This is a genomic window from Haloferax massiliensis, from assembly GCF_001368915.1.
Taxonomy (GTDB): Archaea; Halobacteriota; Halobacteria; order Halobacteriales; family Haloferacaceae; genus Haloferax; species Haloferax massiliensis.
Genome location: NZ_CSTE01000002.1, coordinates 853,060 through 875,027 on the forward strand (window position 1 = coordinate 853,060; position 21,968 = coordinate 875,027).

At 64.3% G+C, this 21,968-nt stretch carries 26 protein-coding genes, 1 tRNA gene and 1 pseudogene; 12 read left to right on the forward strand and 16 right to left on the reverse strand.

Annotation, left to right across the window (positions count from 1 at the left end):
* The first annotated feature begins 2 nt into the window (after window positions 1–2).
* From BN996_RS08350 to BN996_RS08365, 4 genes are read left to right on the forward strand one after another with little or no spacing between them, the layout of a single operon-like run.
* Window positions 3–788 carry a GTP cyclohydrolase III gene (locus BN996_RS08350; RefSeq protein WP_089778202.1) on the forward strand — a complete coding sequence of 262 codons (786 nt, stop codon included), beginning with the start codon at window positions 3–5 and terminating at the stop codon, window positions 786–788.
* Window positions 789–791: 3 nt separating this feature from the next.
* Window positions 792–1,790, forward strand: a complete 999-nt coding sequence (locus BN996_RS08355; protein WP_089778203.1) for a zinc-binding dehydrogenase — start codon at window positions 792–794, stop codon at window positions 1,788–1,790.
* Between the two features lie 6 nt (window positions 1,791–1,796).
* Window positions 1,797–2,174, forward strand: a complete 378-nt coding sequence (locus BN996_RS08360; RefSeq protein ID WP_042663854.1) for a 6-pyruvoyl trahydropterin synthase family protein — start codon at window positions 1,797–1,799, stop codon at window positions 2,172–2,174.
* A gap of 1 nt (window position 2,175) precedes the next feature.
* Complete coding sequence (locus BN996_RS08365) at window positions 2,176–3,273, forward strand: glycosyltransferase family 4 protein (protein ID WP_089778205.1); 1,098 nt, start codon at window positions 2,176–2,178, stop codon at window positions 3,271–3,273.
* Here BN996_RS08365 and BN996_RS08370 read toward each other — a convergent pair.
* From BN996_RS08370 to BN996_RS08380, 3 genes are all read right to left on the reverse strand, one after another.
* Window positions 3,270–4,580 carry an MFS transporter gene (locus BN996_RS08370; protein ID WP_089778207.1) on the reverse strand — a complete coding sequence of 437 codons (1,311 nt, stop codon included), beginning with the start codon at window positions 4,578–4,580 and terminating at the stop codon, window positions 3,270–3,272. The two genes, BN996_RS08365 and BN996_RS08370, sit on opposite strands and share 4 nt — an antisense overlap.
* Window positions 4,581–4,678: 98 nt before the next feature.
* Window positions 4,679–5,164, reverse strand: coding sequence for a dihydrofolate reductase HdrA (gene hdrA, locus BN996_RS08375; protein WP_089778209.1), 486 nt, complete (start codon window positions 5,162–5,164; stop codon window positions 4,679–4,681).
* Window positions 5,165–5,253: 89 nt separating this feature from the next.
* Window positions 5,254–5,634 (reverse strand): DUF7522 family protein, encoded by a 381-nt coding sequence (locus BN996_RS08380; protein ID WP_042663850.1) that lies wholly within the window; start codon window positions 5,632–5,634, stop codon window positions 5,254–5,256.
* A 105-nt stretch (window positions 5,635–5,739) separates the two neighbouring features.
* Here BN996_RS08380 and BN996_RS08385 point away from each other — a divergent pair, with 105 nt between their 5' ends.
* From BN996_RS08385 to BN996_RS08390, 3 genes and pseudogenes are all read left to right on the forward strand, one after another.
* Window positions 5,740–5,997: a hypothetical protein gene (locus tag BN996_RS08385; RefSeq protein WP_089778211.1), complete on the forward strand. Its 258-nt coding sequence runs from the start codon at window positions 5,740–5,742 to the stop codon at window positions 5,995–5,997.
* Window positions 5,998–6,610: 613 nt separating this feature from the next.
* Window positions 6,611–6,739 (forward strand): annotated as a pseudogene (locus BN996_RS20900) (toxin-antitoxin system TumE family protein); the annotation flags it as partial.
* A 23-nt stretch (window positions 6,740–6,762) separates the two neighbouring features.
* Window positions 6,763–7,167 carry an HVO_A0114 family putative DNA-binding protein gene (locus BN996_RS08390; protein WP_089778213.1) on the forward strand — a complete coding sequence of 135 codons (405 nt, stop codon included), beginning with the start codon at window positions 6,763–6,765 and terminating at the stop codon, window positions 7,165–7,167.
* Between the two features lie 73 nt (window positions 7,168–7,240).
* On the opposite strand, the gene BN996_RS08395 is transcribed toward BN996_RS08390, so the two are convergent.
* The 5 genes from BN996_RS08395 to BN996_RS08415 form a co-directional block, all read right to left on the reverse strand.
* Entirely contained in the window at window positions 7,241–7,540 is a 300-nt protein-coding gene (locus BN996_RS08395) for a plasmid stabilization protein (RefSeq protein WP_089778215.1), read from the reverse strand.
* Entirely contained in the window at window positions 7,533–7,727 is a 195-nt protein-coding gene (locus BN996_RS08400; RefSeq protein WP_042663455.1) for a DUF7557 family protein, read from the reverse strand. Before BN996_RS08400 ends, BN996_RS08395 begins: the two co-directional genes overlap by 8 nt.
* Before the next feature lie 46 nt (window positions 7,728–7,773).
* A complete protein-coding gene (locus tag BN996_RS20505) occupies window positions 7,774–7,965 on the reverse strand; it encodes a hypothetical protein (protein WP_089778217.1) in 192 nt (63 codons plus the stop codon).
* A gap of 164 nt (window positions 7,966–8,129) precedes the next feature.
* Complete coding sequence (locus BN996_RS08410; RefSeq protein WP_006600358.1) at window positions 8,130–9,167, reverse strand: tyrosine-type recombinase/integrase; 1,038 nt, start codon at window positions 9,165–9,167, stop codon at window positions 8,130–8,132.
* Entirely contained in the window at window positions 9,167–9,358 is a 192-nt protein-coding gene (locus BN996_RS08415; RefSeq protein WP_006600359.1) for a hypothetical protein, read from the reverse strand. Before BN996_RS08415 ends, BN996_RS08410 begins: the two co-directional genes overlap by 1 nt.
* Window positions 9,359–9,902: 544 nt before the next feature.
* Here BN996_RS08415 and BN996_RS08420 point away from each other — a divergent pair.
* The gene (locus BN996_RS08420) at window positions 9,903–10,214 is read left to right on the forward strand and encodes a helix-turn-helix domain-containing protein (RefSeq protein ID WP_226908724.1); all 312 of its coding nucleotides are present in this window, start codon (window positions 9,903–9,905) and stop codon (window positions 10,212–10,214) included.
* 519 nt (window positions 10,215–10,733) lie between these two features.
* Here the strand turns inward: BN996_RS08420 and BN996_RS08425 are convergent.
* The 7 genes from BN996_RS08425 to BN996_RS08450 form a co-directional block, all read right to left on the reverse strand.
* Window positions 10,734–12,374, reverse strand: a complete 1,641-nt coding sequence (locus BN996_RS08425; protein ID WP_089778219.1) for a hypothetical protein — start codon at window positions 12,372–12,374, stop codon at window positions 10,734–10,736.
* Window positions 12,375–12,663: 289 nt separating this feature from the next.
* Entirely contained in the window at window positions 12,664–13,338 is a 675-nt protein-coding gene (locus tag BN996_RS20510) for a hypothetical protein (protein ID WP_226908725.1), read from the reverse strand.
* 81 nt (window positions 13,339–13,419) lie between these two features.
* Window positions 13,420–13,596: transfer RNA gene (locus tag BN996_RS20080), tRNA-Trp, on the reverse strand.
* A gap of 56 nt (window positions 13,597–13,652) precedes the next feature.
* On the reverse strand, window positions 13,653–13,880 hold the full coding sequence (locus BN996_RS08435; RefSeq protein ID WP_013035372.1) for a DUF5795 family protein: 228 nt from the start codon (window positions 13,878–13,880) through the stop codon (window positions 13,653–13,655).
* 102 nt (window positions 13,881–13,982) lie between these two features.
* Entirely contained in the window at window positions 13,983–14,369 is a 387-nt protein-coding gene (locus BN996_RS08440) for a secondary thiamine-phosphate synthase enzyme YjbQ (protein WP_042663866.1), read from the reverse strand.
* Window positions 14,370–14,411: 42 nt separating this feature from the next.
* Window positions 14,412–15,326, reverse strand: a complete 915-nt coding sequence (locus tag BN996_RS08445; protein WP_089778221.1) for a DUF5794 domain-containing protein — start codon at window positions 15,324–15,326, stop codon at window positions 14,412–14,414.
* A gap of 84 nt (window positions 15,327–15,410) precedes the next feature.
* Window positions 15,411–15,608, reverse strand: coding sequence for a DUF8099 family protein (locus BN996_RS08450; protein WP_081603265.1), 198 nt, complete (start codon window positions 15,606–15,608; stop codon window positions 15,411–15,413).
* A 392-nt stretch (window positions 15,609–16,000) separates the two neighbouring features.
* On the opposite strand from BN996_RS08450, the gene guaB reads away from it, so the two are divergent.
* The 4 genes from guaB (at window position 16,001) to BN996_RS20085 (ending at window position 19,917) form a co-directional block, all read left to right on the forward strand.
* Entirely contained in the window at window positions 16,001–17,497 is a 1,497-nt protein-coding gene (gene guaB, locus BN996_RS08455) for an IMP dehydrogenase (protein WP_089778223.1), read from the forward strand.
* 228 nt (window positions 17,498–17,725) lie between these two features.
* Window positions 17,726–18,814 (forward strand): TrmB family transcriptional regulator, encoded by a 1,089-nt coding sequence (locus BN996_RS08460; RefSeq protein WP_089778225.1) that lies wholly within the window; start codon window positions 17,726–17,728, stop codon window positions 18,812–18,814.
* Window positions 18,815–18,967: 153 nt separating this feature from the next.
* Window positions 18,968–19,555 (forward strand): HalX domain-containing protein, encoded by a 588-nt coding sequence (locus tag BN996_RS08465; protein WP_042663842.1) that lies wholly within the window; start codon window positions 18,968–18,970, stop codon window positions 19,553–19,555.
* A 221-nt stretch (window positions 19,556–19,776) separates the two neighbouring features.
* Window positions 19,777–19,917, forward strand: a complete 141-nt coding sequence (locus BN996_RS20085) for a DUF7503 family protein (protein ID WP_167344118.1) — start codon at window positions 19,777–19,779, stop codon at window positions 19,915–19,917.
* On the opposite strand, the gene BN996_RS08470 is transcribed toward BN996_RS20085, so the two are convergent.
* Window positions 19,918–21,948 carry a hypothetical protein gene (locus tag BN996_RS08470; RefSeq protein WP_089778227.1) on the reverse strand — a complete coding sequence of 677 codons (2,031 nt, stop codon included), beginning with the start codon at window positions 21,946–21,948 and terminating at the stop codon, window positions 19,918–19,920.
* Between the last annotated feature and the right edge of the window lie 20 nt (window positions 21,949–21,968).

A 21,968-nucleotide genomic window follows, 5' to 3' on the forward strand; every position in this document is an offset into this window, starting at 1 on the left:
CCGTGACGAACACGCAGCTGACACTCGTCCAAATCGACAACTACGGGCCGTGGACGGTCACTCCGGACCCGCGGCGGGAGATGGACCTCCAGACGCTCCAGTCGCGGCTCTTCGCCGACTTGGCCCAGTTCGTCGGCGCTCGCGACGGGTACGCGTTTTTCACCCGGTTCGACAACATGGTCGCGGTCACGAACGGGCTCGACCGCGACGACCACGAACTGCTGCAGGAGTCTATCGCGAACCGCTATCCCGTGACGCTCAGTCTCGGCATCGGCGTCGACCGGTCGCCCGCGGTGGCGCTCGAACGCGCCACCGACCGCATCCAGCGCGTCGGGAGCGCACAGGACGGCGACCGCCGCGAAGTCCTCTCCGGTGAGACCCTCCCAGAGGCCGACCGCTCGGACACCGACCTCCAAATCGCGCACTTCGACGTGAACGACGCGACGGGCAAGTACACCGACCGCCTCAACGAGTTCGACACGTTCATCCACATCGAACAGGGCTACGCGTCGCTCATGCGCCACCTGCGGGAGGAACACGGCGCGCTGTCGTTCTTCGTCGGCGGCGACAACATCATCTCGGTCACGCCCGACCTCACGGAAGACCAGTACCGCGACGCCATCGACCACGTCGAGGCCGAGGCGGACGTGGAACTCAAAGTCGGCGTCGGCACGGCGTCGAACGCCCACGAGGCCGGCTTCGCGGCGAAGCACGCGCTCGAAGACTGCCGCCACCGCGGCACGACCGTCGAGTTCGCCGACGCCGCCGTCGAGACCGCAGACGACTGAGCGATGGAGGGTCGCGCGGTCTACTTCGTGGCCCCCGAACGCGTCGAGGTCCGCGACCGCGACGTGCCCGCGCCCGACCCCGGCGAGGTCCGGGTCCGCACGCTGACCTCCGCCGTGAGTTCCGGGACCGAACGGCTCGTCTACCGCGGCGAGGCCCCGACCGACCTCGCCGCCGACGAGTCAATCGCGGCGCTCGACGGCGACCTCTCGTTTCCGCTCCGCTACGGCTACGCCGCCGTCGGCGAAATCGAGGCCGTCGGCGACGGCGTGCCCGACTCGCGGCTCGGAAGCCGCGTCTTCGCGTTCAACCCCCACGAGAGCCGCTTTCTCGCGTCCCCGTCGGAACTCATCACCGTCCCCGACGACGTGCCAGACGAGCGCGCCGCCCTCCTGCCGACGATGGAGACCGCGCTCAACTTCGTGATGGACGGTCGGCCGCTCATCGGCGAGCACGTCGTCGTCTTCGGACAGGGCGTCGTCGGGCTCGTGACCACCGCGCTCCTCGCGGCGTTCCCGCTGGGCAGTCTGACCGCGGTCGATTGTGTGGCCGAGCGCCGGACCATCGCCGAGAGCCTCGGTGCCGACGAGGCCGTCCACCCCGAGTCGCTGGACGCGCCCGCAGACGGGGCCGACCTGACGCTCGAACTCTCGGGCGACCCCGACGCGCTCGACGACGCGCTGTCGGTGACGCGGTACGACGGCCGGGTCGTCGTCGGGTCGTGGTACGGCACCAAGCCCGCCACGCTCGACCTCGGCGGGCGATTTCACCGCTCGCGCATCAGCGTCGAGAGCAGTCAGGTCAGCACCATCGACCCCGACCTCCGCGGGCGCTGGGACGCCGACCGCCGCTTTTCGTTGGCGTGGGACCACCTCGAAGACCTCCCGCTCGACCCGCTCGTGACCCATCGAATCGACGTCGACGAAGCCGCGCGGGCCTACCGACTCCTCGAAGACGCCCCCGACGAGGCCGTCCAAATCCTCTTTACCTACCGGAACTGTTGACAGTTCATGTACCGCGTCTCGGTCCGCAGGGACCTCATCGCCCAGCACTACCTGACGGTTCCGAACCCCGGCCCGGAGGGTGAGCTGCACTCCCACGCGTTCACCGTCGAGGTCGAACTCTCGGGGCCGGAGCTCGACGAGTACGGCTACCTCGTCGACATCGACGACGTGAAGGCCGCGCTGGACGCGACGCTGTCCCGCTACCGCGACGAGACGATGAACGAGCTCGTGGAGTTCGCGGGGGAGAACCCGAGCGTCGAGCGGTTCGCCCGCGAGGTGTGCGAGCGGTTCGTCGAGGCGGCCTCTCTCGACGCGCCCCAGCACGTCTCGGTCCGCGTCTGGGAGGACGACGTGGCGAGCGCGACCTACGAGACCCCGCTCTGACGTGCGTGTCGGACTCGTCGTCTACGGCCCGCTCGACGGTCGCTCCGGCGGCTATCGCTACGACTCCGAACTCGTCCGCGGACTCCGCGCCGCCGGCGACGACGTGACCGTCGTCTCGCTCCCCGAGCGGCCGTACCGAACGAGACTCCGAGACAACCTCACCGCCGTCCGCCGCCTCCGGAGCCTCGACGCCGACGTGCTCCTACAGGACGAACTGTGTCACCCCTCGCTCGTCGGCGCGAACGCCCTGCTCGACGACGGCGTTCCGGTCGTCTCGGTCGTCCACCACCTCCACTCGCTGGAGCGGTTTCGGTGGTGGCGACGACGCGCCAGACGCGCCGTCGAGAGCCGGTATCTCCGCTCCGCCGACGCGTTCGTGTTCAACAGCGAGACGACGAAACGGACGGTCGCGGCCGTCACCGACCCCGAACCGAGCGTCGTGGCGCACCCGGCCGGCGACCGCTTTTCGTCGTTCGGCGCGCCCCTCGGCGACGACGAGATACGGGCGCGCGCCGCCGACGGCCCGCTCCGAATCGTCACGGTCTGCAACCTCGAACCGCGGAAGAACGTCGACGGCCTGCTCCGCGGCCTCGCCCGCGTCCGCGGCGACTGGGAGCTAACCGTCGTCGGCGCGCCGGTCGACGGCGATTACGCCGACTCCCTCTCGACGCTCGCCGTTGACCGCGGCATCGACGACCGCGTGACCTTCGCGGGCCGGCTCTCGGACGCCGACCTCGCGGCGACGCTCCGGGAGTCCCACCTGTTCGCGCTCCCCTCGCACTACGAGGGGTTCGGCATCGCCGCGGTCGAGGCGATGGGGTTCGGCCTCCCGGCGCTCGTCTCGTCGGCCGGCGGCGCGGGCGAACTCGTCGCGCACCGCGAGAACGGCTTCCTCGTGGACCCGACCGACTCGGCCGAAATCACCGACGCGGTGGCCCCGCTGTGTCGGAATCGGCGGCGACTGCAGTCGCTGTCGCTTTCGGCCCGCGACCGATTCCTCGCGCACCCGACGTGGGACGAGACGGCGGCGACGATTCGCTCGTTCCTGCTCGATATCGTTGGGGATGCAGACGCGGCGTCGCATCCGAACCGCGATTAGCCGCCGGCGGGCGCGGGACCGCCACCGCCACCGCCGCCACCGCCGTCGGCATCGACGGTTTCTCCGACCTGCGTGTAAACGAGGAAGAGCCCGACCGCGCCGAGCGCGGTCGCGGCCACGAAGGGGACCGCGAAGCCGAAGCCGACGAGGACGCCCGAGAACAGCGCGCCGATGGCGACGCCGAGGCCGAACCCCATCGTGAGAATCGAGAGCGTCGACCCCGACTGGCCCGCCTTGGCGAGGTCGCCCGCGAGGGCGAGCGAGGGGGCGAAGACGGCCGCGACCGCGACGCCCTGCAGGAACCGCGCGAGAATCATCAGCCCCGGCGTCTGGACGAACCCCTGTGCGAGCGTCGTCGGCAACAGGAGGACGAAGCCGCCGACGAGGAACGGCCGCCGCCCGTAGCGGTCGCTCAGTCGGCCGATGGGGTACTGGAAGACCACGTTGGCGAGGACCGTCGCGCCGAACTGCACCGAAAACAGGAACGTCCCCTGGTCGAGGTGCTCGTTGATGACGTTGGCCAGCGGGGCGTACATGGCGATGCTCAGCGCCATCACGACGGTGGCGACGCCGAGGGCGAACACCGGGTCGAGGCCTGACCCGTCTGGGTTCCGCACCGAAAGCGAGATGTCGTCGGCCGCCTCGCTGTCGGTCCGTTCGGGGTCCTCGATGAGCAGTACGATGAGGACGAAACTGACCGCCGCGCCGACGACGGCGACGAGGAACGCGGCGTCGAAGCCGGATAGCTCGACGCCGGCGACCGAGTAGGGGCCGGCGGTGACCACGCCGCCGGCGACGAGCGGGCCGGTCCCGAAGCCGAGCAGTCGGAAGGTGTTGAACAGGCCGAAGTTGCCGCCGCGTTCGTCTTCCCCGGAGAGTTCGTTCACGAGCGCCACCGTGACCGGGATGGTAAACGCCGCGCCGATGCCCTGCAACGCGCGCATGACGAGTATCGAGCCGTAGTCCGCGAACACGAGGTAGCCGGCGCTCCCGACGGCGACGAGCGCGAGGCCGGTCAGGAGAAAGACCCGCCGCCGTCCCGTCCGGTCCGACAGCGACCCCGTGAACGGCTGGCTCAAGCTGTTGAGAAAGCCGAAAAGCGAGAGCACGACGCCGATGAGGAGCTCGGTCGAGAGGGGCAACCCGACGGGGCCGAGCGGGAGCGTCGTCCCGACGAACGACGGCATCGACACCAACTGGCTCCCGATGTACAACGGGAGGACGACGACCAGAAACGAGTTGGCGAGGGCGTCGACCATCCGGGCCAGCGCGAGCGCGAGAATCCGCGTGTCGACGTTCGGGCGCATCGTCGCCCGCTACGGCCCTCCGGCGTATCAAGCTACGCGCCCCAGCGACCCTCGCCGCGAGGTACGCGGACGCCGGCCGTGCTGGCGTGGCCCCGACCTCAGTCGCGGTCGGCCCGGACCCACTCTTGGAGCGTGAAGCCCTCGTAGTCGGTCGCGACGTCGAGTACCCACTCGTCGTCGTCCCACTCGGGATAGAACGCGTCGCCCTCGTACTCGCCGGGGACGCGGCTCAGCACCATCCGGTCGAGGTGGGGCTGGAACAGCGCGTAGATGGCGGCGCCGCCGATGACGTAGGCCGTCTCCGCGCCCAGCGACTCCGCGATGTCGACCGCGTCCTCGACGCTCGCCGCGCGGTGGGCGGTGTCGACCGCGAAGGACCGTTCGCTTCGGCTCATGACGATTTGGGCGCTCCCCGGCAGGTCGTCGCGCATCGACTCGAACGTCGTCCGGCCGAGGACGACCGGGTCGTCGGCGATGCGGGCGCGGTACTGCGCTTTGTCGGCGGGAATGCTCGGCCACGGGAGTTCGCCGTCGCGGCCGATGACGCGGTTCTCGGCGAGCGCGGCGACAGAGACGAGTTCCATCACTCACCCCTCGGGCGCGGGAGAGAAAATCGTTGTGCAGCGGCGACGTCGCCGCGGTCGGCGGGGCCGCGACGCGACCGCCCCGGCACTCAGCCGCTCCGGTCGACGATGCGCCGGCAGTCCTCGATGAACCAAAGCAGGTCGGTCCCCGCGTCGGTTCCGACACTGATGATGATTCGCTCCGTCTCGGAGAAGGGAAACTGCAGGACGAACGCGTTCTCGTAGTAGTAGACGACGGCGCGGCGCTCGCCGGCGGGCGGCGAGTCGACGCTGGGAGCCGAAAGCGGCGTTTCGACCCGGAGGTCGGAGACGACGTCGGCCAGCGTCCGTTCGGTGTACCGCTCCGAGAGGTCGTCGCGGATGTATTCCAGTTCGTACCCGTCGCCATCGGCGATGACGACCGTCCGGAGTTCGTCGCCGATGCGCCTGCTCAGGTACTCGGCGAGTCGATGCGCTGTGTCCCGTACCATACCGCGCCGTCACCCCGAGCGGCTATAATTGATTGGTATTTTTGTGGTAATATCTTCCGGGTCGGGCGCCAATTCTTTTCAAACGAGCGACAGAGGTTGCGACGCATGGAGAAACAGTCGCGGAATCTCCGCCGTGACGGCGCGTTGGTTCTCGTCGGACTCGCGGGACTGGTTGCGCTCAGCGTGTCGGTTCCGGCGGACTCGGTCGCTGGCGCGGCCGGGGTTCTCCGGGGCGCGCTCCTCGGTGGGTTCGTTTCGGTGATGGCGTCCGGCGTCTTCCGCGTGGACGACGAACAGGCGCTTCGCTTGGTGGTCGTCGTGGCCGCGGGCGCTGTGCTGGGCTCTCTCGCGCTTCTCCTGTGAGTACGGGTTCGTGGTTCTGGGGGAGAACGTACCTCCCGGAGTGGTGGTAAACCTCCCCGAGAGCGTCGCTACTCCGTGATAAAACCCTGCGGTAGAATTAATATTAGAGTGGCCCGGAGGGATTCGACGTTCTGATCCCCGGTTTTGTCGCGTTCTCGCGTCTCTTCTTTCGAATGAGCGAAACTGGGCGAATGAACGAATCCTAGCGCAGTCTGTCGATTGGCAAGGTGAGCGAATCAGTTAGATCGAGCCTGTCGAAGTCATTAGGAACTGACAGAGATCGCGTGACTCGGACAGAGAGATGTGTTCAGCACGGCCCGCTCATTCAGTTTAAGAATGCTCGATTGAATCAACCGGTAGATAGGTGTGCAGAACGGGACAGTCTGATCAATGTCTGTACAATGATTGGTCAATTTAGAAGAAGTATTACCACTACCTCGGCCGAAGGTCATCTCAGGGGGTACTCATCAAAATGCTCGACTACTTACCGCACGTTGTTGACGTTGCGCTCAGTTCTGAGCTAGGCGCTATGGCCTTAGAACTAGCCAGCGTTGGTGTCGTCTTCACTGCACTGTTCAAACGAACAACTGAGTAAATCAGACCACGGGCGCAGCGTGGTAATGAGCGACATGCCGGGTCCGAAGTCGAGATAATCGACTTCCCTGGGATGCTGACGCTCTACGACCGGTTCAAAGAAGAGGCCGAGGAGATGTCGTCCATCTCTTGGGACTGGGAAACGTGAGAGATCACGGCAAGGAGACAGACATGATGAAGCTCAAAGTGACGGTTGGAGAGGGGAACAACCTCGATAAAAGTACGAGACAGCGGCTCAAGGCGGCTCAAGCAGGCGAAGAACTCGAAGACGCTCAGCCGGTGCTGAACTTCGACTCGTTCGAAGAACTCAGTCGACTGCTCAGCCCGAAGAACCTCGAACTGCTAGAGGCGATTTCCGAGTCCGAGCCAGACAGCATCCGCGAAGCCGCGGAGTTGGTGAATCGTGACTACAAGCAGGTTCACCGGAACCTGACTGAGCTGGCCGACATCGGTGTCATCGACTTCGAAGGCGATGGGCCGGGACTCCCGAAGAAACCCATACTCACCTACGACGGCCTCAAAATCGACCTTCCGTTCAAGGACTCGAACAACAACGTCGGTGCCGCCACGCCGTAGCCTGTGAGATTGACCACCTCCCGCGCTGAGGCGCGAGGATTCCTACCGCTGGATTGGGATCGTTAATAGATTGTCAGAAGTCGTATCGCTTGTGGGCATCATCGATTGGTAATATCTCGAGGATGCGAACCTCTCTTTCCTCTTCCAAGACGGTGTAAATCGCTGTGTAGGTCCGCGAGACGTGCATTCGGAACCTATCGCGTCGCCCGTCGATGGGCAACTTCTCTTTATCCCCGCGTCCGCGCCCCGGATATGGGTTCTCACTCAGGTACCCCAGCTTCTCCTTGCAAATTCGTGTCGTCTTCTCATCGGCGACATTCAAGAACTCGCGTGGTTGATCAGCAAGAAGAACAGCGTGGTCGTCCTCAGACATCCTCAAGAGAGGTTAGATCATCACTATCTGCGTCCTCCAACTCTTGGAAGCGCTTTTCGAGGTCCTCACGACGACGACTTTGGGCAAGTTCCTTGAGGAGATCGTCGTATGTCTGCCCCGGCTTTTTCAGTTCGTGAAGTTCCTCCCGAGTCTCTTCGGTCACCGGGATTCGTTTGTCAGCGGACATGCGTTGTAAGGGCGTATCGCCTTGACAGTATTAACCGTTTTGTCACTCACGGCTCGACGAGTCGATACCGGGTCCCTCGCGTCGCGCCTTCTTGTTCGATGAGTCGGTACCGTTCGAGCGCACCGAGATACCGACGACGGGTCGCCTTCGACTTCGGTGCGGCTTCGAAGCCGTCGACGCGCTGGATCTGGTCTGCTTCAGCGCGTTCTCCCGCGCGCTTCGAGGGCGCGAGACTCACGCGGAATCACCGCCTGAGAGGGGACTAACGTAAGGTGAGCGCGGTTGCTCTCTTCCTTTATTACTCCCTACGAAAAGGTTATTTTAGGTATGGGGCCGGAGGGTTGAGTAAAATCGGCAGACAGCGGCACGGTGCCCCGTGAAACTGCCGAACTCTCGCATCCCTCAGTCATGGTTCTGGATGTCGAGAGATGCGCTCAGTTCACGACGCCGCTCACGGAACCGCTCGTGCACGTCCGCCTTATCGTAGTACCGCCGAATCGTCGAAGGCGTCGCGTTCACACGCTCAGCCACCAGTTCGATAGGCACACCGCGGTCGAGTTGCCACGTAATCGACCCCGTCCGAATCGCGTGCGGCGACCGAGAAGACGGGCACTTGCTTCCAGCGCCGCGAGTCGTGTACGAACACGCGTGACGCTCCCGACCGTGGGGGCAATCTCTGTACAGACACGGTTGCGTCCCGAGGTACGACCACGACCGAATCGTCGTCCGCGACGGTCGCCCCTGTCGGCAGGAGAACAGCGGTTGACGCCCATACTCGTCGCGCTTGTCCGACCGCTCACGAGCGATGTACTCGTCGAGAGCATCGACCACTGGCTCAGGGAGACCGACGACACGCTCGCCGTCCTCCTTGTTCTTCAGCGGCGTCTCAGTCTCCGGCTGGTGACGGAACTCCAGCGACCGTTCTTCCCTATCGAAATCGCCGAGGTCGAGCGCCCGGATGCCGCCCATCCGAGCGCCCGTGTGCCACGTCACCTCCAGAAACGCGTGCCACGCCGTTCCGTAGAGCCGACGAGACTCACGGTACATCGACAGCAGGTTCAGCGCGTCCTCAGCGGCCAGCGTCTCGTCGCTGGTCTGCTGGGCCTTCGACAGCTTCGGCACCTTGATTTTGTCCAGCAGGTCCGGGTCTACGGCCTCGATGCGGTGGCAGTACTTCACCAGTTGCCGCAGTGCGACAACCGCACCCTTCACCGTCGACGGCGACATTCCCTGTCTCTCACGGTACGCCTGATACTCGTCGACGAGCCAGCCGTTCAAGTCCGCCATCGACTCCACGTTCTCCGACTCGCACCAGTGAACGAACGCGTTCAGCCGATTCCGGTACGACCGAATCGTCGCTTTCGCCTGTGTCTGCGCCCGTCGAGCAAGGAACCGCTCACGCGCTTCACGCGGTGAGAGGTCCCGCAGTTCGTCGCTCATCACAGCACCTCCCGCGTCACCCGCCGGGTGTTCACCTCGGCGTCGAGGAACTCGGCCAGTCTCTCCGCGTCGATCTCCTCCGGCGTCACGAAGATAATCGACTCGTCGAAACCGAAGGTCGCGCTTCGACCATCGGCGAGGGCTTCCCGCTGTTCCTCGGACAGCTGAAGCACGGTGAGTTCCTTACTCATCGTGCCGCACCTCCGGTTCGGCTACACTCCGTTCGCTACGCTTACGGTGGGGGCTTTCGTAGGGTGTCATGGGTTCTTGGTTCCGAGGCTCCAAACTCCCGGATTCCTGATTTCTGGGTTCGATGGCTTCGGTATCGGGACCGGAACGCACGGGGAGCGTCCTGTCAGACTGTTTCTCTCCGTGCCGGACCTTCAACCGAGAGAGACGTTGGTGGGTAGACGTATAAACCCCAAATCCACTCCCCGGAGTGAAAGTGAAGGTTCTAGCGAAAGTGAAACTCAGACGTGCCGTCGAGGTCGATTCTGCCGGGATTCGTAGGGGTTCAAGGCCCCTCGGATTGTTGTTGAACATGCTTCCGTAGGCTGTTTACGGGAGCCACCGCGGGCCAGTGGTGCAACACTGGGTCCGCTTTGATTCTGGATGGACCCGACCACGGTCAGGTCCGCGTGTAGCTTCCGTTACTCTCCTTCTGGGTGGGACTGCGCAATAAAACTAACCCTGTTCGTTGCATCCTGCAACATGCAGGGCTAACTTATCATTTCCGTGAGCATTAAGAAACTAACCTGTGTCCCTGTGGACGTGCAACCCACTTGGTGGAGCAAGTACGACGACCCTATCCTCCAGTTCTTAGCCGATACTGGTGCCGCTGTTCCACCACGGGTGATTCTATTCAACCTCGAACGTAGGGAGATTGCTTCTCCGCATCGTTCGACTATCAAGAGACGACTCCAGCGACTGCAGAAGTACGGGCTCGTCGAAAAGGTCGGTGAGGAAGGCTACTACGAGATTTCTGAGCTGGGCAAGGCCTACGTTTCAGGCGAACTCGACGCCAGCGAACTCGACGCCGACGAGTGAGCACCCACCACCCTGACCCGTAAAGGGGGCGGGTGGATGGGTGGGTGGCTCCGTTATTGACTTAACTAAGCATTGTTGATTTTCACACGTATTCATATCGAATATTTCATGTTTCGGAGAAAGCGTTATACCGGTCAAAACACGAACATTATCCATGGATAATTGTATTTTCTGTAGAGAATTGACCAATAGTATGACCGCTTTACTCGATCCTGACTCCGAATTTGTCGGATCCGTTTGTGACCTGTGTTCAAAGATACTCACTACGAAAACAAACGTGAATCCTGGAAGTTGTGCCTACTGCGAAAACGATGAGCACATATACTCTATTCAACTCCCTGCGACACGTCACCAATTTCAAGGTAGTACTGACCCAGTCACGAACAACCCAGAGCCACGTGAGATTCTCTGCCATGACTGTTTCATGAAATATACAGAACCCGAAAACCAGCTACCAGGAAGAGTCTGATAAGTTGTGAAACATATCTGGCATCCTATTACGATTCCAGATAAGCCACCTTATCTGGAGTCGTGCCGCTCCGCTGGGTGCCGCATACACTCTCTGTCTTCGTCGTAGTAGTCATCGACCAGCAGGACATGGTCCGCGCTCTCTGGGTCCGTGATACCGTGCTCCCCGACGAAGTGACGTGCGTGCATCGTCCCGTCGTCGTGGTACGCGAAGTTACACTTCGAGCACCGCCACATCTCTCCACGTCCGAGACTGTGCTGTAGTCTCGTCTCGTCGAGGATGCGCTGTACCGGGAGCTTCAGCGGGGCCATGTCGACGCCGCCGCCGTTCGGCGCGTGCTCCTCGCCGTCGCGGTCGACGATGGCCTCTAGGTGCCACTCGGAATCGAGTGACGCCCGGCGGAACGATTCCGGTTCGGAGTCGTCCTCGCCGTTCATCACCGATTCGACAAACTCGGCGTGCTTCGGGTCTATCATGTTCCGACCGAGCATTCCGGCTACCGTTGGTACATCGTTACAGTACTTCAACTCCGCTTCGACGCGCTTCCGTATTCGAGTCTTCGTGGTCGACTCTCCGACGCTCGCCGCCGCGGTCGCGGTCGGCCAGCGTTCGGCCAGCGTCAGCTCGCGCTCAGTCTCGTCCGACTTCCCTTCGGCGTCGAGGGCGTCGCTCAGGTCGTCGTCGGAGACGGGCGCGTCGAGCCGTGACTGGTCTATCGCCCATCCAGAACCACAGCACTCGCAGACGACATCAGGGCCACGGCCGTCGTCCCACACGACCGCGTCGCCGTGCGCGTCGGTCTGGTTCGACTCGTCGGACTCAGCCCGCTGTTCGCAGGCGTCCGCGGCAATCGCTTCGGTGAGCACCTTCGAGCGTGAGGTTCGACGGCGCGCCGCCGACCAGTAAATCGAGCCCCACGCGAGGTACTCGATTGGCTTCTCTAGGAGTTCTTCGGTGTATCCGCCCATGTACGCCGCGAGGTACGAACCCATGTTCTCCACGCTTGCGTTCAGGGAGATACAGCCGTTCGACTCCTCTACGTAGTCGATTATCGTATCGTAGTCGTGTGCCGACCGACCGGCGTACTCGCACACTTCGACGTGTTTGTCGATGACCCGCTCGAACTCGGAGCCGACGCTGTGCAGGTCGTCGTCGAGTCCCAGCGGTTCCGTATCGAAGTACACGCCCACGTGGAGATGCGTGTAGCACGCGTTCATCCCGCTCCCGTCGCCGCCCATTCCGTGCGGCTCTGCCTGTAGCCAGTAGCCCCACTGGTCGGCGTCGAGCCCGAGATGATACTCCATCGTGTTGCGGAGTGTGTCGCGCACGCCGTCGTACGAGAACGAGTCGTGTACGGCGTCAGCGTGTTCTACCGGCGGTACCCGAGTCCCGTCAGGAACCGACGACGCGGTGAGGGTGAGCATCGCGGTCGCGGGCGAGTCCCACGCCGCGATTGATTCACCGCCACTCGGTCGGTCGCCACCGGCCATCTGGCGCTGGAGCGCCATCGCCCGTGCGTACTGTTTCTTCGAGTACTCTTCTCCCCACGCATCTACCAGCGGTATCTCGAACTCGTCGCCCTGCTCGTTGGCGAACCGGGCGCGGAGTCCGTCGTACCGTGCGTGCGCGGTGAGGAAGGCACTCAGAGCGTCCGCCCACGTCGAGGCTTCACGTTTCGCTAGCTCCGTCACTTGGAACGCGTTTTCGGTGGGCTGTTCTGGTTCGACCCACTGGTCTCGCCAGTCCGCTTCCGTAACGATGCGTCTCAGCTTGCGCCCGTGTGTTTCGCACAGGGGCGTCTCGGCCAGTTCCGGGTACTTCTGTGCGAACTCTAGAACTCGTTCGTGTACGAGTTCGTCGGGTTCGTCAGAGTCCCGTGAACGCTCGCGTTGAGCCTCTACAGAGTTAGTCTCCTTGGAGGGCCAAGGCTCAGCCCCCGGTTGAGTCCCTTCGACTCCTCCGGTGGGCTGGTCGCCATCGCTACTCACGCTCCCCGCCGTCGGCTGCCAGTAACTCGTCAGACTGCACCGCACCGCCTCTCGTCTGAGCCCGGCGTCCGCCGGACTCGTGCGGCCCGGCTTCCGGGTCGAGGGGCGAGCCCTCGCTTCCGGCAGGACGGTCAGGGCGGTCGCGCGTGTGCGCCGCGCTCCCGCCGAGAACCTGACCGTCCTCTCCGGACCTTGCGGTGGAATCTCGGGCGGCCATGTGCGCCCACAACAAACTGGTGAGACGGTGGTCTCTCAGCTTGTCGTCGAGGGCGGGAACCCGCGCGCAGTCCCTACACTGCCGGAGCTTCACGGCGCGCTCGGCGTGGTCGACGAGGCACCGCTTCTTACAGCTTCCACAGTTGTAGCGGATGAGCCGCCAGCTGTCTTCCTTCGCTGGTGGTTCCCGGTAGGAGCCGTCGATGACGTGACTCTTTGGCTCGTAGGGCGGGTCTGGGTCCGTCCAGTAGTTATCGTAGCGTCCCGGTCCGCGCGACGCCTCTAGAGGAAGTGCGTTGAACGCGACTTTCCTCCCGTGCTCTGTCGGCACGGGTGAGAGTCCATCGAGTCGTTTCTTCCCCAGCTCCGACTCGTCGACTTCGGCGTCGTACCAGAGGTCGCCGTCCCCGTCGTCGAGGTCGTCACTCTCCTGTTTTGGAGAGTCAGACACGGGGAAACACCCCCGTGTCACAGGGTCGATTACAGCGCTTCTGCTCCTTGTTAAAACCCTGCGTTAGAATTAAGGTTAGAGTGGGGCCGGAGGGATTTGAACCCCCGATCGACTGATATCTCCGGTGGGCACCTCGGAACTCCAGAGGGTCGTCAACACGACCGATGATCAGTCGGTCGCTCAGTATATCAGCTGGAGTGTCGTCCCGGGCGCCAAGCCTCTGGAGTCAGTCGCCATGCCGGGCTTGGCCACAGCCCCGATTCGCTCTGTCTGCACTCTCTCGTATGGCGATTTTTCTTAAAGGGGTTTCGATTCTACTCGTCGCGGTCGTCGTCGGCCCAGTCGCACTCCTGGCACTTGTAGGCCGTCACGAACTCCGTCACGCTCGGCATGTAGCCCACTTGGATGACGTTCTCGCCGCACTCCGGGCAGTCGAAGTCGGCGTCCTGAATCGGCTCGGCGTCCATCGGGCGCTCGCCCTCGACGAGTTCGGCGAGCGTCTCGGGCGTGACCATCCGTCCTTGCACGACGCGGTTGCTCATACCCGTGCAACCGTCCCGAAGTAAGTAAGCCCTCCGCCAGCGGTCGGCGTCGGTTTCGGGTTCGACGCCGCCGATGCCTGCGAGGCCGCGCCCCGGGTCGACTCAGGGCGTCGCAACCGTCACGGTCCGGGTGCGCGGGCCGTCGCACTCCACGAGGAGGACGGACTGCCACCGGCCGAGGTCGAGGTCGCCGTCCGCGACGGGTATCGAGACGCCGTTGCCGACGAGGAGCGCCCGGAGGTGCGAGTCGGCGTTCCCGTCGAGGTCGTCGTGGTCCCAGCCGTCGTCGGGGACCGCCTCGGCGAGCATCGACTCGATATCGCCGAGCAGTCGCGGTTCGGATTCGTTGACGCAGACGCCGGCGGTGGTGTGTTTCGAAAAGACCGTACAGACGCCGTCTGAGTCGGAGGCAAGCGCCGTTTCGACCTCGTCGGTCACGTCGACGACCTGAAGCCGGCGCTCGGTTCGGATATCGAAGCTCCGTCGCATGCGACGGGGTTCGTCGGCCGGGAGAAAAAGTCGCCCGGCGGGTTACAGCCAGGGCGCGCGGGACTCCTCTTCGCCGGGGTAGCCGTACCCCGGACCGGAGCCGTCGTCGTCGGTCTCGTCCGCGCCGTCGTCGACCAGGGCGTCGTAGTCCTCGGTCAGGTCGCCGTCGTCACCGCCGTCTGCGACCGCCCCGTTCGCGTTGGCGCTGGGGGTGGCCGACTCGGTGGCGGAGGCGTCGTCGACGAACTCGTCGAGGTCCGCGTCGTCGGAGCCGGGGTCGAACGCGAACAGCGCGGTGACGGCGAGGACGCCGAGTGCGACGGGCGCCTGCGTCGGCATCAGGCCGAGCACTTCGAGCGCCAGCATGCCGAGTGCGACCGAGCTACCGAAGCGGAAGAGGTCGATGTCGACGTTGCCGCGGAGTTGCGGGGCGAACAGCGCGACCGCCCCGGCGAACCCGACGCCGGTACCGGCCGCCGCGCCGGCGCTGAGGAGGCGCACCGGGTTAGCGGTGAGCAGGTTCGTGTCGGGGCTGATGAGAGCTTCGATGCCGGAGGGGTTGAAGCTCGCAACGAGGCCGAGGCCGACGATGACGCTCGGCGACGGGAGGTACTCGCCGACCTTCGAGGAGGCCGTCTTCGCCGCCACGGCGAGGATGACGAGGCCGGCGAACCGGTGGAACCGCTCGAAGTACAGGACCTCCGCGATGACCTCCGCGAGGGCGGCCTCGGCGACCGCGACGGGGATGAGCAGCGCGCCGAGCAGGAGGATGGACGTGAGCTGTTCGCGGCGCGTGCCGTCCATCTCGGCGAGGATGACCGCGACCGTCGCGGAGCCGCCGAAGATGAGCAGGCCGGTCTGGAGGATGCCCGTAATCGAGGGGTCGCCCGCGGTGGTCGTCAGCGCCCCCGCGATGATGAGCGCGGGGAAGATGCCGTCGATGAGGGGCAGCCCCATGACGGTTGCGAGCAGTCGGGTGGCACCCCCCACCTGCTGCTCAAGGCGAAGGGCGACTGGGTGGCGTGAGACACTCATTCGATGTTACTGGCCGTCACCATGGCCCAAGCGGCGATAGGGACGCAATTCGGACAGCGGGGTGCGGGCGCTCCGCACGCGAAGCCCATTTCGTCCGATATTGAACTCCCGTTTAAATGTCTGCCACATCGCTGTAAAGAGAATGCCGGAGTCGGAGGTCGTTTGACCGGCAATGCGCGATGCGGCGGGACGCGTGGAGTCCATACGAGATTACAATAGGACAGGAGTATTAAACGTTGTGTGGGATACGACCGCATGCAACACAGAAATTTCTGCTTTATTTATAAGCGTAGCTGAAGATTCGTCGGATATACTCTGAAATCTCGGAAATGTTGGGATACACATTCGTGAACATGGTGATTATTCACGATAGTATTGCCATTCGGTACACCATGACGAGGAACGGGTGCCTCGGCAGTCGTGCCGGCGTATCCAGTCGACGCGGCCACGGCCGCGTGTTCCGATTGTGCGCCTCGCCCGCCGACGCGGCGGCCGCGTAAGCACACACGTGTACATATTGCCGACATAGTTTGCGATACATCGACACGCCCGTGCTATCTCGCAACCCTTTTGTCGTCGCCGCAACCACGCTTGATATGGCGAACGACGTTCCTGACCGAGAACCCTTCACCGAGAAGCTACGGGTACCCGAATCCCTCACATTCGACGACGTGCTGCTCCGCCCGATGGAGAGCCGCGTCGAACCCGACGACGCCGACGTGTCGACGCGCGTCTCGAAGAACGTCGAACTCAACATTCCCATCCTCTCTGCGGCGATGGACACCGTCACCGAAAGCGGGATGGCTATCGGGATGGCCCGCGAGGGCGGCCTCGGCGTGCTCCACCGCAACATGAACGCCGAGCAGATGGTCCGCGAGATCGAGCGCGTCAAGCGCGCCGACGAACTCGTCATCCGCCGCGAGGACGTGGTCACGGCCAACCCCGGCCAGACCATCAGCGAGGTCGACGAGATGATGGAGCGCGCCGGCGTCTCCGGCGCGCCCGTCGTCGACGACGACGACGTGGTCCTCGGCATTATCTCCGGCACGGACATCCGCCCATACCTCGAAGTCGGCGAGTCCGACGAGGTCGGCGAGGCCATGACGGACGAGGTCATCACGGCCGAACGCGACGTGACCGCCCGCGACGCGCTCGAACTCATGTACGACCACAAGATAGAGCGCGTCCCCATCGTCGACGACGACAGCCGCCTCGTCGGCCTCGTCACGATGCAGGGCATCCTCCAGCGCCGCGAACACGAGAACGCCGCCCGCGACGACGACGGCCGCCTCGTCTGCGGCGTCGCCGTCGGCCCGTTCGACGACGAGCGCGCGCAGATGGCCGACGACGCCGGCGTCGACGTCATCTTCATCGACTGCGCCCACGCCCACAACCTCAACGTCATCGACACCGCCCGCGACATCAAGGAGTCCGTCGAGGCGGACGTCGTGGTCGGGAACGTCGGCACGCGCGAGGCCGCGGCCGAACTCGTCGACTTCGCCGACGGCATCAAGGTCGGCATCGGCCCCGGTTCCATCTGTACGACCCGCGTCGTCTCCGGCTCCGGCATGCCCCAGATTTCGGCCGTTGCGGAGGTCGCCGACGTCGCCGCCGACTACGACATCCCGGTCATCGCCGACGGCGGCATCCGCTACTCCGGCGACGCCATCAAGGCGGTCGCCGCCGGTGCCGACGCCGTCATGCTCGGCTCCTACTTCGCCGGCACCGACGAGGCCCCCGGCCGCGTCATCACGATGAACGGCAAGAAGTACAAGCAGTACCGCGGCATGGGCTCCGTCGGCGCGATGCAGTCCGGCGGTGCCGACCGCTACCTCAAAGAGGACAACGAAGACGAGGAGTACGTCCCCGAGGGCGTCGAGGCCGCGACGCCGTACAAGGGCTCGCTCGCGTCCGAACTCCACCAGCTCGTCGGCGGCATGCAGTCCGGCATGGGCTACGTCGGCGCGGAGACCATCTCCGGGGTCAAAGAGCGCGCCCGCTTCGTCCGCGTCTCGGCCGCCGGGCAGACCGAGGGCCACCCCCACGACGTGATGATCACCGACGAAGCGCCGAACTACAGTCCGAGCGAGTAACGCGTTCTCGCGTTTCTCCGGTCTCTCTCGTCTCTGCCGTCTCTGCCCCGATTTCACCGCGCTCCGGCCGTGATTCCCGAACGCCGGCGTTTTTCTGGGACACCGCTCGGGGTCCCGCCGCGCTCACCCTCGCGTCGCATTCGCAATCTAACGACTCGACTCCCGGAACGACCGCGGGACGAGAACATGCGATAATTAATAGGGATGTATGTCGTCCGTCTACAAGCGATGGATACCGCGGAGCTACGCACCGCACTTCGGAACGCCGGGTTGTCACAGTATCAGGCGGAAGCCTACGTCGCGCTCCTCCAACTCGGAGCGGCGAGCGCGACCGAACTCGCCGACGCCTGTGCCGTGCCGACCGCCCGTATCTACGATGTTCTCCGCGACCTCGAAGCGAAAGGCTACATCGAGACGTACGAACAGGACAGTCTGCACGCGCGGGCGTGCGACCCGAAATCCGTGATGGAGGACCTCAAGAACCGCGCCGTCCAACTGGACGAAGCGGCGGAGGAAATCGAGACGCGCTGGCAACAGCCCGCGGTCGACCGGCACATGCTGAGCATCGTCAAACGCTTCGAGACGGTGTTCAGCCGGGCCGAAGAGATGATTCGGGAGGCGGATGGCGAGGTCCAACTGTCCGTCACCCCCGAGCAGTTCGACGAGCTCAAGCCGGCGCTCGCGGAGGCGTACGAGAACGGCGCGCTGGTGAAGATCGTGCTCCACCCCGATCGGACCGACGAACTCGAACCGGTCGCACAGCGGGAGTACCGCGGGGTCGCCACGGAGGTCAGACACCGGACGCTGCCGACGCCGTTCGTCGCCATCGTCGACCGGACGGGCGCGTGTTTCGCGCCGCACGACAACTCGGTGAACCAGTACGGCGTCCTCGTCGACGACTACACGCTGGCGTACGTCTTCCACTGGTACTTCCAGACGGCGCTGTGGGAGGTCTGGGACGTCGTCTACGACGCCCAGACCGACGAACCGCCGATAGTGTACTCCGACATCAGACACTTCGTTCAGGACGCGGAACCGCTCGTCCGCGACGGGAACCGAATCGTCGCCCACATCAAGGGCTACGAGACCGACGAGCGCGACCCCATCGAGTTCACCGGCGAAGTGACGGACGTGTACTACACGGCGGTCTCCACGCCGACGGACACGTTGTCGTTTTCCGAACTCGCGGGACAGGTCTGTCTCACCGTCGAGACCGACGGGGAGACCTACACCGTCGGCGGGTGGGGTGCGGTGTTGGAAGACGTCGAGGCGAACCGCATCACTATCGAGTCGATTTCGGGGACACCTGACGGGTAGTATCTGTTCGGTTCGCCGGAATGTATAACAACTCCGGGGGGTAATTAGTGCCCACAAGTGCGGTTTCGGACGGCGTTAGACAAGAGGTATTTTGATATACCACTGCACGACATTGAGTTTCGTGAGCGTCCCCGGAACACCACTACAATACCAATGAGCGCAGAACAGCCACTGGTGCTCATCGTTGAAGATGAGCCTGACCTCGCCGACCTGTACGCAACCTGGCTTAGGAACGACTACAGCGTTCGTGTCGCCTACGGCGGCCGCGAGGCGCTCGATAAGCTCGACGACGAGGTTGACGTTGTTCTCCTCGACCGTCGAATGCCCGACCTCTCGGGCGACGAGGCGCTCTCGGAGATCCGGGACCGTGGCTTCGAGTGCCGCGTCGCGATGGTGACCGCGGTCGAACCCGACTTCGACATCATCGCGATGGGCTTCGACGACTATCTCGTCAAGCCAGTCTCGCGCGAAGCGCTGACCGAGACGGTCTCTAACCTCATCTTACGAAACGCCTACGACGTGGGCATTCAGGACCTGTTTTCCCTCGCGTCGAAGAAGGCGCTGTTAGAGTCCGAAAAGGACGAGGCTGCGCTCGAAGAAAACGAGGAGTACCAGCGGCTCACCGCCCGTCTGAACGAGCTACGGCGCGAGCTCGACGAGACGCTCGGCCAACTCGACGAGACCGAAGGAATCTCCGCAGTGTACCGGGACATCGGCGGCGAAGCCGATATCGACAACTGAACGAGCCCGCCCGTTTCGGACGCCGACCGTTCTCTCTGTCTGCCGTCTTCGTCGGTTAACGGGCCGTTTTTCGTACCCGGCGGGTCGTTTCTCGCACTCACACGGGGACCGTTCGTCTGATTGACGATTACTTGCGAGTCCCGCCCACTTAATTCATTTAATTTCATATCAGATATACACGAAAAATTATATTTTGAGCTCGCTCCTTGAGGTAACTGCACATGTCCGACGACAGCAACCAGATGGTCGCGTACCTTCGTCAGAACCCCCGCATGATGGGCGTCCTGTTCACGCTCGCGCTCCTGCTCTCACAGGCCGGCAGCGTGGCGGCCGGAAACACCAGCGTCATCTACGGGCCGTAATCACGAAAGGAACTCGCGGTTCCAGTAGACGGTATCGTCGTAGATGACCGGAATCTGTTCTAGCGCGAGGAAGTCCCGGAGTTCGTCCTCAGTCAGCTCGGTGTTCGAGACGCCGGAAGAAGAGAGATAATACGGCATACTGTCGGTGAGTGCGGGCCTGATCAGCGACCCGATTCCCGCCCGCGACGTGTTGAACGCGCGGTATGAAACGTCGAACTGGCCGTCTGCTTTGTCGAACACTTCGCAGTAGACCGCGACTCCGCTCTCGGACTGTACCACAGAGAGACTCCCGTCCCCGACGACGCCGTACTGGTGTGCCACGTCGCTGTCGATTCGGACCACCTCCAGCGACGCCTGTAGCGGGAACCCCCCGTTGAGGAGGCGAGCCAGCGTGCGCCCCACACCGACCGCCTGACTGTTGACGACCTCGCTGAACGTGACGATGCCGCCGATTGCGCCGGCCTCGACGAGCGCCAGCCCCTGGTCGTACGACTGACACGCGTTGAGGAAAAACGCCCCCGTGCCGACGGTGTCGAGCGTCTCCGCGTCGACCCTGCCGTCGCGGCACTGGAAGCCGTCGTCGTCGATGTGACCGATGTAGTGGAGGAAGTCGGTCGGCTCCGCGAGCGTCTCCCGAAGCGCCGCCCCGCTGAGGTCGTAGTGGGCGTCGACGTCGAACGACAGTCCGTCGCGCGAGCCGTACACCTCGTCGACGATATCCGTCTCGGCGAGCATCTCGGGGTCGTTACAGACGACCGTGATACCGATGTCACCCTGCGTCGGCTCCCGCTGAAGGCGGTTCCGGTAGGCGGCGGGCGTGGTCTTGCTCGCGCCGACGGGCGTCCCGTCGCTGATCCACGCCTGCTCGACCGAATCGGTCGAACTGGGTTTGACGTACGTCTCGCTCGGCGTCGTCGTGCCCGCGCTCCTGACGACGTCGCCGTCGCCGTCGTCCCTGAGAAAGTCGTCGACGACCGCCGCCTGAACCGCCGAGTGGTGAACCTCGGTTCCCGACGGCGTCCGGACGACCGCGAGGTCGTTCGTGACGAATGGGAGAAGCTCGATGTTGTCGGCCCGGGGCGCGACGTGCGTCGTCAGTTTCCACTCCGGGAGGAGGTCGGCGATCCGCTCGTAGGGAATCTCGAAGTACGCCGAGAGCCGTTCGCCGAGCGACGCGTCGTACAACTCCTTGACCTCGATGTCCGTCCGCGATTCGACGGTCTGGCGCTCGTGGAGCGGCACGTCGTAGATGCCCTCCGTCCGAACGACGCAGTCGAGGAAGAACGTCCGCTTGAGCGCGCGCGCGACCGCCTCCTCGAAGCCGTGGGGGCCGTCGAAGTCGTGGACGAACCCGCTTTCGGCGACGAGTCGCGGGGCGTCACCGGGGACGAGCCGCGCGCCGAGGTAGTACGCCAGCGGCGTCGCCACGAACACGTGGCGAAGCGTCGGCGGGAGTTCGATGCGGACGCCGGTCTCGGGGACGTCGAGCGCTTCGGGGACGACGAGTTCGTCGCCCAGTTCGAGAAGCGGCGGGTGGCCCCGGAGCGTCGGGTACGACCGCTCGACGCTCGTGGTCTTGAGCGCGGAACTGAACGCCGAGACGGCCGCCATCACGTCGAGCGGATCGTCGGTCGTCGTAATCGTCGCCGCCGGGCTCTCGTGGGACGACCGCGCGCCGACGGACACCGGCTGCGGGTCCTCGAAGGAGAGCACGGTTTCGAACGGTCGCGCGTCGACGGTCAGCGGTCCGTCGGCCCGGAGGTACGTCTTGACCGCGCCGAAGAGTTCGATGCTGTACGTTCCCGCCCCGAGTTCCTCGCGCCCCTGTTGGTCGACCTGCGCGAGCATCGATCCCGCCTCGTCGCGGACGCAGACGACCGTGTTCGCCGCCAGCCCGATGCGGCCGGTCTCGATGCGGACCGCGGCGTCCGTCGGAAGCGAGAACCGACGGCGGTCGGTGGGTTCCGGCGCGACCGGCGACGGCGTGCGGAGCACGAACTGGTGGCGTTCCACGTTGTCCCGAACGACCAACCCCGTTCCTTCTGAAGGGA